Origin of the sequence: Caballeronia zhejiangensis (assembly GCF_022879815.1) — a bacterium.
Taxonomy (GTDB): Bacteria; Pseudomonadota; Gammaproteobacteria; order Burkholderiales; family Burkholderiaceae; genus Caballeronia; species Caballeronia zhejiangensis.
Genome location: NZ_CP084283.1, coordinates 1,944,823 through 1,959,145, shown reverse-complemented (window position 1 = coordinate 1,959,145; position 14,323 = coordinate 1,944,823). Strand labels below are relative to the sequence as shown.

The following is a 14,323-nucleotide window of genomic DNA, read 5'->3' as shown; positions in this document are numbered from 1 at the left end:
CGCGCGATGCTTACTGCGAGAAGTCGAGCGCGTTGGTCAGATCGCCCATCTTCGGCGCGCCGTTCGCCACCAGCGCGGCGTCGCGCGAGGCGAGGCCCGGCAGCGTCGGCAGGTTGAAGCGCTTCGTGATGAAGCGAAGGATCGACGTGGTGTCGTACTGCGTGTGATCGACGAAGCCCTTCTTCGCGTACGGCGAAATGATGAGCGCCGGAATGCGCGTGCCCGGACCCCAGCGATCGCCCTTCGGCGGCGCGACGTGATCCCAGAAGCCGCCGTTTTCGTCGTACGTCACGACGACGACCATGTTCTTCCACTGCGGGCTCTTCTGCAAATGCGAGATCAGATCGGCGATGTGCTGGTCGCCCTGCGCGACGTCCGTGTAACCGGCGTGCTCGTTCAGGTTGCCCTGCGGCTTGTAGAACGCGACTTGCGGCAGCGTGCCCGCGTCGATCGCCTTGATGAACTCCGAACCGTTCGTGCCGCCGTCGAGCAAGTGTTGCGCGCGGTTCGCCGTACCGGGCGCGAGATCGGCGAAGTAGTTGAACGGCTGATGATGCGTCTGGAAGTCAGGCACGACGTTGACCGCGCCGTTGATGACCGAGCGGTTCGCGAGCGCCGCCGCCCACGAGCCGCCGTACCACGCCCAACTCACGCCCGCGCTGTTCAGCAGATCGCCGATGTGCTGCTGCGTCTGCGGCGGCAGCGTGTTGGCCTTGGTCGCATCGCCGAGCGCCGGATCGACGCCCGCGGGCGCCGGGTTGCCGCTCGGCTGATACGGCGGCTGCATCGTGTTGACGGCGTAGAAGTCGGGCGTGAGCGTGCCCGAGTTCACGAACTGCGCGTCCGCCGAGCCGGTGAGCGCCGAAGGCGGCGGATTCGTCTTGAGCTTCAGCGACACGCCATCGGCATTCACGGCCGAAATCGAGCCGGACGCGACGCTCTTGTCCGCGTTCGGATAGATCGGCGTGCAGGCGCAGACGAGCCACTGGTGATTCAGGAACGAGCCGCCGAACGCGCCCATGAAGAAGTTGTCCGCGAGCGTGTATTGCTGCGCGATCTTGTAGAGGGGCAGCTTGTCCGGCGGCGTGTCGTAGTGACCCATCACGAGCGCGCCCGAATCGCCCCACGCGGCGAACTTGTCGTTCTTGCCGCCGTCGATCTGCATCTGATTCTCGTAGAAGCGGTGATACAGATCGCGCGTCGTGACGTTGAGCTGAATGTTGAAGCCCTTCGGATCGTCGATGGCGAAGGGCGCGTTCGGCAGATTCGTCGTCATCGCCGCGGTGATCGCGGGCGTCACGCCCGTCGCCGTCAGGCCGGTCCAGATCGTCGGCAATGTCGGCAGAACGCTGCCGTCGCGGTCGAGCTGCTGCGCGCTCGCCGCCGTTACGTTCTGCAGGCCGTTCGCGCCGGGGAAATGCCCGTACAGATTGTCGAAGCTGCGATTTTCCGCGTAGATCACGACGACGTTCTTCACCGAAGAAATATCGCTGCTGTCGTGATGGTCGTCGCCACCGCATGCGTAGAGGCCGAATGCGGCAGTGGCCACGATCGGCACCGCGCAAACGAGTTTCTTGTTCATTGAGGATCTCTCTTGTGTTGGGGACCGGCGCACGGCGCGGCTTCATCGTCGAATGAGTCTTTGCTCGCCGGCGTGCGCAGTGTCGCAACGCAAATTGACGCAACCATGTAATAACGCTTTCGTTTGCGTAATGTTTGCTTAATAAATTTCGCGTAGATGGTTCGATGTGAAAGCGTCGAGGCTTGTCACATGAAAGACACGCAGACGACATACGCTTCGGCATCTTTCGATTCCGCCTCCTACGCCATGTCTTCGATGCGCCTGCCGTTCGTCCTGTGTTCCATCGCGCTTGCCGCGTTTTCGGCGGCGATGAGCGGCTGCGATTCGCACGCGGCGAACGTCGCGGCCAGGACGGTGAATGCGGCCAACGCGGACAACACGGCGCCGCACGGTCAATCGCGCGCGGAAGTATTCGCGCATGTGAAGCAGATCACCTCGCTCGGCGAGAAGCTTTTCTTCGATCCGTCGCTGTCCGGGTCGGGCAAGCTCGCGTGCGCGTCGTGCCATAGCCCGAGTCATGCGTTCGGGCCGCCGAATGCGCTGTCCGTGCAGCTCGGCGGCAACGACATGCATCAGGCGGGCTTTCGCGCGGTGCCGTCGCTCAGGTACTTGCAGTCGGTGCCGGCCTTCACGCGTCACTTCCACGATTCCGACGATGAAGGCGACGAAAGCGTCGATGCCGGTCCGACCGGCGGCCTGACGTGGGACGGCCGCGTCGATCGCGGATCGGATCAGGCGCGCATCCCGATTCTGTCGTCGTTCGAAATGGGCAGCACGCCGGGCAAGGTCGTCGCGGCGGTGAAGGCGTCGTCCTATGCCGATGATTTCCGCCGCGCGTTCGGCGCCGATGTCTTCGCAAGCGACGACAAGGCGTTCGCGTCGGTGCTGGAATCGCTCGAAGCGTTCGAGCAATCGCCCGACAAGTTCTATCCGTACACGAGCAAGTACGACGCGTTCCTCGCCGGCCGCGCGAAGCTCAACGACGCCGAAATGCACGGCCTGCAACTCTTCAACGACGAGAACAAGGGCAATTGCGCGTCGTGCCACATCAGCCAGCGCGCGAAGGACGGCTCGCCGCCGCAGTTCAGCGACTTCGGCCTGATCGCGATCGGCGTGCCGCGCAACCGCGCCTTGCCGATCAACAAGAATCCGAATTTCCACGATCTCGGCGCATGCGGTCCCGAGCGTCGCGACCTGAAGGGCATGGACGAGTATTGCGGGATCTTCCGCACGCCGTCGCTGCGCAACGTCGCGACGCGCAAGACCTTCTTCCATAACGGCATCTATCATCGTCTGGAAGACGTGGTGCGTTTCTATGTCGAGCGCGACACGAATCCGGAAAAGTTCTATCCGGTGTCGAAGAACGGCGCCGTGCAGAAGTTCGACGACCTGCCGAAGAAGTACTGGGAGAACGTCAACACCGAGCCGCCGTTCGATCGCAAGAAAGGCGACAAACCCGCGCTCGACGAAGCCGAGATCAAGGACGTCGTCGCGTTCCTCGGCACGCTCACCGACGGCTACGATCCGGCGAGGGACAAGGACTCGCAAAAGGGCATCGGCATCAACGAAATGAAGTCCGCGCAAAACTGAGACAGCGCGGGCGGCGCGGCCCGCGCCTCATGCTATTCTCGTTGCAGCCGACGGCCGGCGCGGTCATCGGCGAAACACCAATGCAACGAGGAGAAACTTCATGCCGATACGAGATCGAGCGTTCGCTCACGCCTCTCTCCGGACGATCGCGGCAGCCGCGCTCGTCGCCGTGAGCGCGACCGCATCCGCCGCCAATCTCGGCTTCCTGAACAACACGCCGATCACCTACATGAAGCAGCGCGACCTGCAGGCGCTCAACAAGGCCGCGCAGATCGCGCTCAACACGAAGCAGGACGGCGAATCGCTCGACTGGAACAACGAGGGCACGGGCAACACGGTCCCGATCAACGGAACGGTGACGCCGCAGGAAACCTTCGAATCCGGCGGCCTCAAATGCCGCAAGGTCACGCTCGTCGCGCACGCGAAGGGACAGACGCAAACCTGGATCCCGACCGCATGCAAGCAGAGCGACGGCACGTGGAAACTCAAGAAGCAGTGACGAACCGGGCAAGCGATCGATGACCGCGCGCACCGTATCGTGCGGCGTGGTCATCCTCAACGAACAGGGCGACGTGCTGCTCTGTCACGCGACCGAAACCACGCACTGGGACGTGCCCAAGGGCGCCGCCGATCCGGGCGAAAGCCCGCGCGAGGCGGCGTTGCGCGAGCTCGTCGAGGAGACGGGCATCGTGCTGCCCGCTGAACGTCTGAAGGATCTCGGGCGCTTCGTCTATCGCCGCGACAAGGATCTGCATCTGTTCGCGGTGCGCGTTTCCGCCGAGGAAGTGCAGCTTGAAAATTGCGTGTGCGAATCGTTTTTCCCGCGCTACAGCGACGGCACCATGATTCCGGAGATGGATGCGTATCGTTGGGTCAGTCCGGCGGATGTCGATCAGTTCGCGAGCCGCAGTCTCGCGCGGCTCTTTCAGACCACGCTCTCGCTCGCCGAACTGCACGAGACGCTTTGACCGGCGCGATCAGTCGATCGTGCGGTCGTTGGGATTGGCGAAGAGCGCCTTCATTTCCGGCGACATCGGGAATTGCAGGTTGATGCCGTCGGGCGGAATCGGGCGCATGAACCACGTCTCGTAGAGCTTCGTGGCTTCGCCCGAGCGCTGCATGCCGGCGATCACGTCGTCGACGATGCGCTTGAACACCGGGTCGCCCTTTCTCATCATGCAGCCGTACGCTTCGTTCGCGAGCGATGCGCCCGTCACCGTGTATTCATTGCGCGCCGCGCCTTCCTGCGCGATCTTGCCGTAGAGAAGCGGATCGTCCATCACGAACGCGACCGCGCGATCCGACTTCAGCGCGGCGAACGCCTCCGCATGATCGCGCGCGCTGATGATGCGCAGGTTCAGCTTCCTGTCGATGCTCATCTGCCGCAGCATGCGCTCGTCCGACGTGCCCGCCGTCGTCACGACCGTCCTGTTCGCGAGATCGTCGTAATCGCGGATGCCCGACTTCTTCTTCACGGCCATGCGGATGCCGTACTGAAAAAAGCTGTTCGAGAACGCGACGAGCGGATCGCGATCGGCCACATGCGCGGTCGAGCCGCATTCCAGATCGACCTGATTGTTCACGACATAAGAGATGCGGTTCGCCGACGTGACCATCACGTTCTTGACCGCGAGGTTCGGCATCTTTAGGCGCTTCCTGATGTCGTCGACGACCTTCAGTGCGATGTCGTACGAGTAGCCCACTGGCTGCTGCTTCACCGTGTACGAGAACGGCACCGACGATTCGCGCGTGCCCAGCACGATCGCGCCGTTCTCGGCGATCTTGCGCAGCGTCGCCGACGGCGGCATCTGATCGACGCTGGCTTGGGCCGTCGCCAGTTCGGCGCTCGTGGCGGCACCCGCGCCGGCGGATGCGAACAGCAGCACGGAGGCGAGGGCGGCGCTTCGTTGGGCCCGTGTGCGGCGCGGCGCGAAGGAATGCGACTGCTTCATGTTCTCCTCGTTGGAAGCGGCGTATGGCCGGGCCGCCAGACACGACGAGGGCGCCGCGCGGCGCCCTCGTTGCATCGATGTCAGGCCGGCTTGCCCCAGCTGTCGCGCAGGCTGACGATGCGGTTGAACACGGGCTTACCCGGCTGCGAATCCACACGGTCCGCGACGAAGTAGCCGTGCCGCTCGAACTGGAAGCGGTCTTCGGCGTTCGCATCGCGCGCGCTCGGTTCGAGATAGGCGTTCACGACGCGCTTCGAATCCGGATTGAGCGCGTCGAGGAACTCCGCGCCGCCCGCGCCCGGCTGCGGTTCCTTGAACAGACGGTCGTACAGACGCACCTCGGCCGCATAAGCGGTCGCCGCGCTGACCCAGTGGATCGTGCCCTTCACCTTGTAGTTGTTCGCGCCTTCGGTGCCCGACTTGCTGTCCGGGAAGTAGTTGCAGTGCACGGCGATCACGTTGCCGTTCTCGTCCTTGTCCGCGCCCGTGCATTCGACGATGAAGCCGTACTTCAGACGCACCTTGTTGCCGAGGAAGAGGCGGAAATAGCCCTTCGGCGGCGTTTCCTGAAAGTCCTCGCGCTCGATCCACAATTCGCGCGAGAACGGGAACGTGCGTACGCCGCGATCCGCATGATGCGGATGCACCGGCGCGCTGCATTCCTCGCTCCGTCCTTCCGGATAGTTGTCGATGATGAGCTTCAGCGGATCGAGCACGGCGATCGCGCGCGGCGCTTTCTCGTCGAGATCGTCGCGCAGTGCGCCTTCGAGAATGCTCATGTCGATCCACGAATCGACCTTCGTCACGCCGACGCGCTCGACCATCAAACGAATGCTTTCCGGCGTAAAGCCGCGGCGACGCACGCCGACGATGGTCGGCATGCGCGGATCGTCCCAGCCGTCGACGTGATTGTCCTGCACGAGCTGCAGCAGCTTGCGCTTGCTCGTGATCGCGTAGGTGAGGTTCAGGCGCGAGAACTCGATTTGTTGCGGGAGCGGACGCTGAAACACGCCGTCGTCCGCGAGCTGCGCGAGGAACCAGTCGTAGAGCGGCCGATGATCTTCGAACTCCAGCGTGCAGAGCGAGTGCGTGATGTTCTCGATCGCGTCCGACACGCAGTGCGCGTAGTCGTACATCGGGTAGATGCACCACGTATCGCCGGTACGGTAATGATGCGCGAAGCGGATGCGGTAGATGACCGGATCGCGCATGTTGAAGTTCGGCGACGCCATGTCGATTTTCGCGCGCAGCACGTGCTCGCCTTCCTTGAACTCGCCCGCCTTCATGCGGCGGAAGAGGTCGAGGTTTTCTTCGGGCGAACGATCGCGATACGGCGAGTTGATGCCGGCTTCGGTGGCCGAGCCGCGCGTCGCGCGCATCTCTTCGGCCGTTTGACTGTCGACGTACGCCTGGCCCTTCTTGATGAGCATTTCGGCGTATTCGTACAGCTTGTCGTAGTAGTCGCTCGCGAAATAGCGGTGCTCGATGCCGTTCTTGTTCCAGTCGAAGCCGAGCCATTTCACGGCGTCGATGATCGAATCGACGTATTCGACGCTTTCCTTCTCGGGATTCGTATCGTCGAAGCGCAGATGGCACACGCCGCCGTAATCCGCGGCGAGGCCGAAGTTCACGCAGATGCTCTTCGCATGGCCGATATGCAGATAGCCGTTCGGCTCCGGCGGAAAGCGCGTCTCGACCCGCTGCGACCATTTGCCGGAGCGGTTGTCGTCTTCGATGATGTTGCGAATGAAATTGGATGGCGCCGGAGCGTCGTTGCGATCGGTGTTCATGCGGAAAAAGTGGCAGCGGATGCGCTCGCGCGCGTGATCGGTTCGGGAAGCGCTCGATGAAACTCGAAACGCGTACGAAGGCCTTGAATATTGGGTCGATTCTACCTTACGCAACCGTCCGGGGCAGGCCGCGGCGGCGTATGAGGAAGCGCTCGCGCTTTGTTTCGCCGGGCGGTTCCAGCCGTCGCGCCGTTTCGCGAGTTCCGTTACATGGTTTACGTGCCGCGGCACGCCTCGTAACCGCCGTAACGGGACGTAAATCGCGTTGAAAGGCGCGCGCGCGGGCTCTTAAGATCGGCTCGCGTGCATCGAGCGCGCCGGTTCCGGGGGCACGCTCGAGCGCCAGGCACAACACATCACAACGACAACACAAGGAAGCCCATCATGAAGAAGATCGCCCTCACGACGCTCAAATTCGCCGCCGCAGCCGCGCTCGTATCGAGCCTCGCCGCCTGCGCAAACGTCTCGCGTCAGCAGGCTCACGCGGGCGTCGGCGCGGCCGCCGGCGGCGCGCTCGGGTATCTGGTCACGGGCGGGCCGATCGGCACCGTCGCGGGCGCGGCGGCGGGCGGTCTGATCGGCGCGGGCGTTCGATAAGGGTTCAGATCGCCTTCTTTTCCCGCAATCGCGCGATTTTCGCTTCGTCGTAGCCGAGCACGTCGGCCAGCACGCTCGACGTGTGCTCGCCTAGCAGCGGCGGATGCGTGCGCGCTTCGGGCGGCGTCGCGCTCATCTTGATCGGGCTCGCGACGAGTTTCACGGTGCCGGCCGTCGGATGCGGCAGATCGATCTGCATCCTGCGCGCGAGCACTTGCGGATCCTCGAATACTTCGCCGAGATCGTTGATCGGCCCGCACGGCACGCCCGCCGCCTCGAGCTCGGCGATCCATTCGTGCTTGCCTTTCAGACGCACCATGTCCGCGAGAATCGGCACGAGCATGTCGCGGTTGCGCACGCGCGACGGATTCGCCGCGAAACGCGCGTCGTCGGCCAGCTCGGGGCGTCCGCCCGCTTCGACGAACTTGCGGAACTGCCCGTCGTTGCCCACCGCGACGATGATCCAGCCATCGCTCGTCTGGAAGGTCTGATAGGGCACGATGTTCGGATGCGCGTTGCCCCAGCGCACCGGCGGCTTGCCGCTCGCGAGAAAATTCGTGTTCATGTTGGCGAGCATCGCGACCTGCACGTCGAGCAGCGCCATGTCGATGTATTGGCCCTCGCCCGTGCGGTCGCGGTGCGCGAGCGCGGTGAGCACGCCGATGGTCGCGTACATGCCGGTCATCAGATCGGCGATCGCCACCCCCGCTTTCTGCGGACCGCCGCCGGGCTGGCCGTCGCGCTCGCCGGTGATGCTCATGAATCCGCCGATGCCCTGCACGATGAAATCGTAGCCCGCGCGCGACGCGTACGGCCCCGTCTGCCCGAAGCCCGTCACCGAGCAATAGACGATGTCCGGCTTCACGGCCTTCAGCGACTCGTAGTCGAGCCCGTACTTCTTCAGTTGCCCGGCCTTGTAGTTTTCGAGGACGACATCGCTTCGCGCGGCCAGTTCGCGCACGATCTGCTGGCCTTCGGGCGTGGCGATATCGACCGTCACCGAGCGCTTGTTGCGGTTCGCCGCGAGGTAGTACGCGGCTTCGTGCGTGTCGTTGCCCTCGGGCGTCTTGAGGTAGGGCGGGCCCCAGTGACGGGTGTCGTCGCCGGTTCCGGGCCGCTCGATCTTGATGACGTCCGCGCCGAAGTCGGCGAGCGTCTGCGCGCACCACGGTCCCGCCAGCACGCGGGTCAGGTCCAGCACGCGAATATGGCTCAAGGCTCCCATCGATGTGTCTCGCTACGTTGTGTCTCCGGAGTGCGACTGTCGCACAGAACCGCGGCGTGCGCGATAGCGCGGGCGTCCGCATCGCCCGGGCGCGCGCGGCGAATCCCGTATAATCGACAATCACCCTTGTTCCGCCGGCAGCCTGCGAAATCAGCTGCCCGCGGGCGCCATCAAAGAACCGAAGACACGCCCCGTACGCTATGAAAGCCGCCGAAATACGCGAGAAATTCCTGAAGTTTTTCGAATCGAAGGGCCATACGATCGTGCGTTCGTCGAGCCTCGTGCCCGGCAACGACCCGACGCTGCTCTTCACCAACTCGGGCATGGTCCAGTTCAAGGACGTGTTCCTGGGCAGCGAATCGCGTCCGTATTCGCGCGCGACGACCGCGCAGCGCAGCGTGCGCGCAGGCGGCAAGCACAACGATCTGGAGAACGTCGGCTACACCGCGCGGCATCACACGTTCTTCGAGATGCTCGGCAACTTCTCGTTCGGCGATTACTTCAAGCGCGACGCCATCCACTACTGCTGGGAACTGCTGACGAAGGTCTACAACCTGCCGGCGGAAAAACTCACGGTCACGGTCTATCAGGAAGACGACGAAGCCTTCGATATCTGGGCGAAGGAAATCGGCGTGCCGGTCGAGCGCATCATCCGCATCGGCGACAACAAGGGCGCCCGTTACGCATCGGACAATTTTTGGCAGATGGCCGACACCGGCCCGTGCGGTCCGTGCTCCGAAGTGTTCTACGACCACGGCCCGGAAATCTGGGGCGGCCCGCCGGGATCGCCCGAAGAAGACGGCGACCGCTTCATCGAGATCTGGAATCTCGTGTTCATGCAGTTCAATCGCGACGCGCAAGGCAACATGACGCCGCTGCCCAAGCAGTGCGTCGATACCGGCATGGGCCTCGAACGTCTCGCCGCGGTGCTGCAGCACGTGCACAGCAACTATGAGATCGACCTGTTCCAGAATCTCATCAAGGCCGCGGCGCGCGAAACGAACACGCCGGACCTGGAAAACAACTCGCTGAAGGTGATCGCGGACCACATCCGCGCATGCTCGTTCCTGATCGTCGACGGCGTCATTCCCGGCAACGAAGGCCGCGGCTACGTGCTGCGCCGCATCGTGCGCCGCGCGATCCGTCACGGCTACAAGCTCGGCAAGAAGGGCGCGTTCTTCCACAAGCTCGTCGCGGATCTCGTCGCGGAAATGGGCGCGGCGTATCCGGAACTCACCGATGCGCAACAACGCGTGACCGACGTGCTGCGTCAGGAAGAAGAGCGCTTCTTCGAGACCATCGAGCACGGTATGTCGATCCTCGAAGGCGAACTCGCCGATCTCGAAAAGAAGGGCGTGAAGCAACTGGACGGCGAACTCGCGTTCAAGCTGCACGACACCTACGGCTTCCCGCTCGACCTCACGGCGGACGTGTGCCGCGAGCGTGGCGTGACCGTCGACGAACCCGCGTTCGACGACGCGATGGCGCGTCAGCGCGATCAGGCGCGCGCGGCCGGCAAGTTCAAGCTGGCGGCGGGCCTCGAATACTCGGGCGCGAAGTCCACGTTCCACGGCTACGAAAAGGAAATCTTCGACGACGCGAAAATCCTCGCGTTGTACGTCGAAGGCGCATCGGTCAATGAAGTGAAGGACGGCCAGCAAGCGGTCGTCGTGCTCGATCACACGCCGTTCTATGCCGAATCGGGCGGCCAGGTCGGCGATCAGGGCGTGCTCGCGAACGCAAGCGTGCGCTTCGCCGTCGCGGACACGCTGAAAGTGCAGGCCGATGTCGTCGGTCATCACGGCACGGTCGAGCAGGGCACGCTCAAGGTCGGCGACGTCGTGAAGGCGGAAATCGACGGCGTGCGCCGCGCCCGCACCGCGCGCAATCACTCGGCCACGCATTTGATGCACAAGGCGCTGCGCGAAGTGCTCGGCGGTCACGTGCAGCAGAAAGGCTCGCTCGTCGATGCGGACAAGACGCGCTTCGACTTCGCCCACAACGCGCCGATGTCGGACGAAGAAATCCGTCGCGTCGAGCAGATCGTCAACAACGAGATCATCGCGAACGCGCCGGGCGTCGTGCGCGTGATGCCGTACGACGACGCGGTGAAGGGCGGCGCGATGGCGCTCTTCGGCGAGAAATACGGCGACACCGTGCGCGTGCTCGATCTCGGCTTCTCGCGCGAGCTGTGCGGCGGTACGCACGTGCAGCGCACCGGCGACATCGGCTTCTTCAAGATCGTGATGGAAGGCGGCGTGGCGGCGGGCATTCGCCGCGTCGAGGCGATCACCGGCGACAACGCCGTGCGCTACGTGCAGGAACTGGATCAGCGCATCAATGCGGCGGCGGGCGTGCTGAAGGCGCAACCGTCCGAACTCACGCAACGCATCGCGCAGGTTCAGGAGCACGTGAAGTCGCTGGAGAAGGAACTGGGCGCGCTGAAATCGAAGCTGGCGGCGAGCCAGGGCGACGAACTCGTCTCGAAGGCCGTCGATGTTTCCGGCGTGCAGGTGCTCGCCGCGCAACTCGAAGGCGCGGACGTGAAGACGCTGCGTGAAACCGTCGACAAGCTCAAGGACAAGCTCAAGAGCGCGGCGATCGTGCTCGCGTCCGTCGATGGCGGCAAGGTCAGCCTGATCGCGGGCGTGACGCCGGACGCGTCGAAAAAGGTGAAGGCGGGCGAGCTCGTCAATTTCGTCGCGCAGCAGGTCGGCGGCAAGGGCGGCGGCCGTCCCGACATGGCGCAGGCAGGGGGCACGGAACCGGCCAATCTGCCGGCCGCGCTGGCCGGCGTGACCGGATGGGTGCAGCAGCAGCTTTAAGCGTTCATCGCTTCTGACAAAACGGCTCGATCTGACGAAGATCGGGCCGTTTTTCTTTACACGCTGTCAGGTATGGCGCGTGCGTCTTCCCGTGAAGTTCCATCAACGCAAGGGAGACGACATATGAATCGCAGACTCGCATCGATCATTCTGGCTTCGACGATGCTCGCAGCAACGGGCGCCGCGCAGGCGAAGGGCTGTCTGAAGGGCGCGGCGGTCGGCGGCGTCGCGGGACATGTCGCGGGCGGACATGGCACCGCGGGCGCGATCGGCGGCTGCGCGATCGGCCATCACGAAGCGAACAAGAAGGACAAGCAGGCGCAACAGGCGCAGCAGGCCAACGCCGCGAGCGCGCCGAACACCAAGTAGGCGCACGCGGTTCGGAAGGCGATGAACCGCTAAAATGGCCCGATTGCCGGCGCGCGCGATGACGTTCGATGTCTTAGCGTCCGCGCGCGCCGCGTTCAAACCGGCCATCACAGCGACCCCATGACAGCGCCCACGGACCCGATCCAACACTTCGCCTCCGACAACTACGCAGGCATCTGCCCGGAAGCGCTCCAAGCGCTGATCCAGGCCAACACGAGCGGCCACGAACCCGCCTATGGCGACGATTCGTGGACCACGCAAGTCTGCGACCGCATCCGCAACCTCTTCCAGACCGATTGCGAAGTCTTTTTCGTCTTCAACGGCACGGCGGCCAATTCGCTCGCGCTCGCGTCGCTCTGTCAGTCGTATCACTCGGTGATCTGCCACGAACTCGCGCATATCGAAACCGATGAATGCGGCGGCCCCGAATTCTTCTCCGGCGGCTCGAAGCTGCTCACCGCGAAGGGCGAGAACGGCAAGCTCACGCCCGACGCGATCGAGGAACTCGTCACGAAGCGCTCGGATATCCACTATCCGAAGCCCAAGGTCGTCTCGCTTACGCAGGCGACGGAAGTCGGCACCGTCTACACCGTCGAGGAGATCCGCGCGATCGCTGCCATCGCCAAGCGGCGGCATCTGAAGATCCACATGGACGGCGCGCGTTTCGCGAACGCGGTCGCGACGCTGAACGTGCATCCGTCGGAGATCACGTGGCGCGCGGGCGTCGATGTGCTGTGCTTCGGCGGCACGAAAAACGGTCTGCCGGTGGGCGAGGCGGTCGTGTTCTTCGACAAGGCGCTCGCCGCCGATTTTGCCTATCGCCTGAAGCAGGCCGGGCAACTCGCCTCGAAGATGCGCTTCATTTCCGCGCCGTGGCTCGGTCTGCTCGACGACGACGTCTGGCTGCGCAACGCGCGTCACGCGAACGCGATGGCATCGCTGATGGCCGAGCGCCTCGCCGGCATTGCGGGCGTGTCGCTGCTCTTCAAGCCCGAGTCGAACGCGGTGTTCGCGGAGTTGCCGGCGCACGTCGCGGCGGCGCTGCGCGCGAAGGGCTGGCGCTTCTATCAGTTCATCGGCTCGGGCGGCTGCCGTCTGATGTGCGCGTGGGATACGCAGCGGGGGACCGTCGAGCGCTTCGTCGATGAAGTGCGCGCCTTGTCGGCGTCGATCTAACCCCGATTGACACTTCCGGCGTGCGGTTTCAACATGGCCGCACCTCTTTTATCGACGCTGACGCCATGGCCTTCATCTTCTATCTGACCCACATTCATCTCGGCTACGACGCGCTACAGACGCTGCAAAGCGAATGCGCGCGCATCGGGATGAAGCGTCCGCTCGTCATCACCGATAAAGGCGTGAAGGCGGCGGGGCTTGCCGATCGCGTGATCGAAAGCGCGCGGCTCGGCGCGCTGCCGGTGTTCGACGACACGCCGTCGAATCCGACCGAAGCGATGGTCATGCAAGCCGCCGCGCAATACAAGCGCGAAGGCTGCGACGGCCTGATCGCGGTGGGCGGCGGCTCATCGATCGATCTGGCGAAGGGCGTGGCGATTGCCGCGACGCACGACGAGCCGCTCACGACCTACGCGACGATCGAAGGCGGCAGCGGCAAGATCACCGAGCGCGCGGCGCCGCTGATCGCGGTGCCGACCACGTCGGGCACGGGCAGCGAAGTGGCGCGCGGCGCGATCATCATCCTGAACGACGGGCGCAAGCTCGGCTTCCATTCGTGGCATCTGCTGCCGAAATCGGCGGTCTGCGATCCGTCGCTCACGCTCGGCCTGCCGCCGTCGCTCACCGCCGCGACCGGCATGGACGCGATCGCGCATTGCATCGAAACGTTTCTCGCGCCCGCGTTCAATCCGCCCGCCGACGGCATCGCGCTCGATGGACTCGAACGCGCGTGGGCCAACATCGAGCGCGCGACGCACGACGGCCAGGACCGCGACGCGCGTCTGAACATGATGTCCGCGTCGATGCAGGGCGCGATGGCGTTCCAGAAGGGCCTCGGCTGCGTGCATTCGCTGTCGCATCCGCTGGGCGGGCTGGCGGTGAACGGACGCACGTCGCTGCATCACGGCACGCTGAACGCGGTGGTCTTGCCTGCCGTGCTGCGCTTCAACGAAAGCGCGCCGACGGTCGTCGCGGACCGGCGTTTCGGGCGCATGCGCCGCGTGATGAATCTCCCCGATGATGCCGATGTCGCGCAGGCCGTGCACGACATGACCGCGCGCCTCGGCCTGCCGACGCGTCTGTCGCAGATGGGCGTCGACGAAAGCATGTTCGACAAGGTCGTGAAGGGCGCGCTCGCGGATCACTGCCACAAGACGAACCCGCGCGAGGCGAGCGCCGACGATTATCGACGCATGCTGATGGAGTCTCTCTGAGCG

General features: G+C 64.3%; 12 protein-coding genes. 8 read left to right on the top strand and 4 right to left on the bottom strand.

The features are described 5' to 3' along the window. Positions 1-10 precede the first annotated feature (10 nt). Complete coding sequence (locus tag LDZ23_RS09370) at positions 11-1,582, bottom strand: acid phosphatase (protein ID WP_244807461.1); 1,572 nt, start codon at positions 1,580-1,582, stop codon at positions 11-13. Positions 1,583-1,891: 309 nt separating this feature from the next. On the opposite strand from LDZ23_RS09370, the gene LDZ23_RS09365 reads away from it, so the two are divergent. The 3 genes from LDZ23_RS09365 (at position 1,892) to LDZ23_RS09355 (ending at position 4,140) form a co-directional block, all read left to right on the top strand. Continuing rightward, entirely contained in the window at positions 1,892-3,172 is a 1,281-nt protein-coding gene (locus LDZ23_RS09365) for a cytochrome-c peroxidase (protein WP_425306899.1), read from the top strand. Between the two features lie 100 nt (positions 3,173-3,272). Then, entirely contained in the window at positions 3,273-3,671 is a 399-nt protein-coding gene (locus tag LDZ23_RS09360; protein WP_008342001.1) for an RT0821/Lpp0805 family surface protein, read from the top strand. A gap of 19 nt (positions 3,672-3,690) precedes the next feature. Further along, positions 3,691-4,140 (top strand): NUDIX hydrolase, encoded by a 450-nt coding sequence (locus LDZ23_RS09355; protein WP_008342000.1) that lies wholly within the window; start codon positions 3,691-3,693, stop codon positions 4,138-4,140. A 9-nt stretch (positions 4,141-4,149) separates the two neighbouring features. Here LDZ23_RS09355 and LDZ23_RS09350 read toward each other — a convergent pair whose 3' ends face one another. Next, the gene (locus LDZ23_RS09350; RefSeq protein ID WP_244807460.1) at positions 4,150-5,124 is read right to left on the bottom strand and encodes a transporter substrate-binding domain-containing protein; all 975 of its coding nucleotides are present in this window, start codon (positions 5,122-5,124) and stop codon (positions 4,150-4,152) included. A gap of 80 nt (positions 5,125-5,204) precedes the next feature. Continuing rightward, a complete protein-coding gene (locus tag LDZ23_RS09345) occupies positions 5,205-6,914 on the bottom strand; it encodes a glutamine--tRNA ligase/YqeY domain fusion protein (RefSeq protein ID WP_244807459.1) in 1,710 nt (569 codons plus the stop codon). A gap of 384 nt (positions 6,915-7,298) precedes the next feature. Between LDZ23_RS09345 and LDZ23_RS09340 the strand changes: the two genes are divergently transcribed. Then, positions 7,299-7,511 (top strand): hypothetical protein, encoded by a 213-nt coding sequence (locus tag LDZ23_RS09340; RefSeq protein ID WP_008341996.1) that lies wholly within the window; start codon positions 7,299-7,301, stop codon positions 7,509-7,511. 4 nt (positions 7,512-7,515) lie between these two features. On the opposite strand, the gene LDZ23_RS09335 is transcribed toward LDZ23_RS09340, so the two are convergent. Further along, positions 7,516-8,736: a CaiB/BaiF CoA transferase family protein gene (locus tag LDZ23_RS09335; protein WP_244807458.1), complete on the bottom strand. Its 1,221-nt coding sequence runs from the start codon at positions 8,734-8,736 to the stop codon at positions 7,516-7,518. Between the two features lie 200 nt (positions 8,737-8,936). Here LDZ23_RS09335 and alaS point away from each other — a divergent pair, with 200 nt between their 5' ends. The 4 genes from alaS (at position 8,937) to LDZ23_RS09315 (ending at position 14,320) form a co-directional block, all read left to right on the top strand. Further along, positions 8,937-11,561, top strand: a complete 2,625-nt coding sequence (alaS, locus tag LDZ23_RS09330) for an alanine--tRNA ligase (protein WP_008341992.1) — start codon at positions 8,937-8,939, stop codon at positions 11,559-11,561. A gap of 123 nt (positions 11,562-11,684) precedes the next feature. Then, complete coding sequence (locus LDZ23_RS09325) at positions 11,685-11,930, top strand: hypothetical protein (RefSeq protein WP_008341990.1); 246 nt, start codon at positions 11,685-11,687, stop codon at positions 11,928-11,930. A 141-nt stretch (positions 11,931-12,071) separates the two neighbouring features. Next, positions 12,072-13,106 carry a threonine aldolase family protein gene (locus LDZ23_RS09320; protein ID WP_244808126.1) on the top strand — a complete coding sequence of 345 codons (1,035 nt, stop codon included), beginning with the start codon at positions 12,072-12,074 and terminating at the stop codon, positions 13,104-13,106. 65 nt (positions 13,107-13,171) lie between these two features. Next, positions 13,172-14,320: a 4-hydroxybutyrate dehydrogenase gene (locus LDZ23_RS09315; RefSeq protein WP_008341988.1), complete on the top strand. Its 1,149-nt coding sequence runs from the start codon at positions 13,172-13,174 to the stop codon at positions 14,318-14,320. The last annotated feature ends 3 nt before the right edge of the window (positions 14,321-14,323 follow it).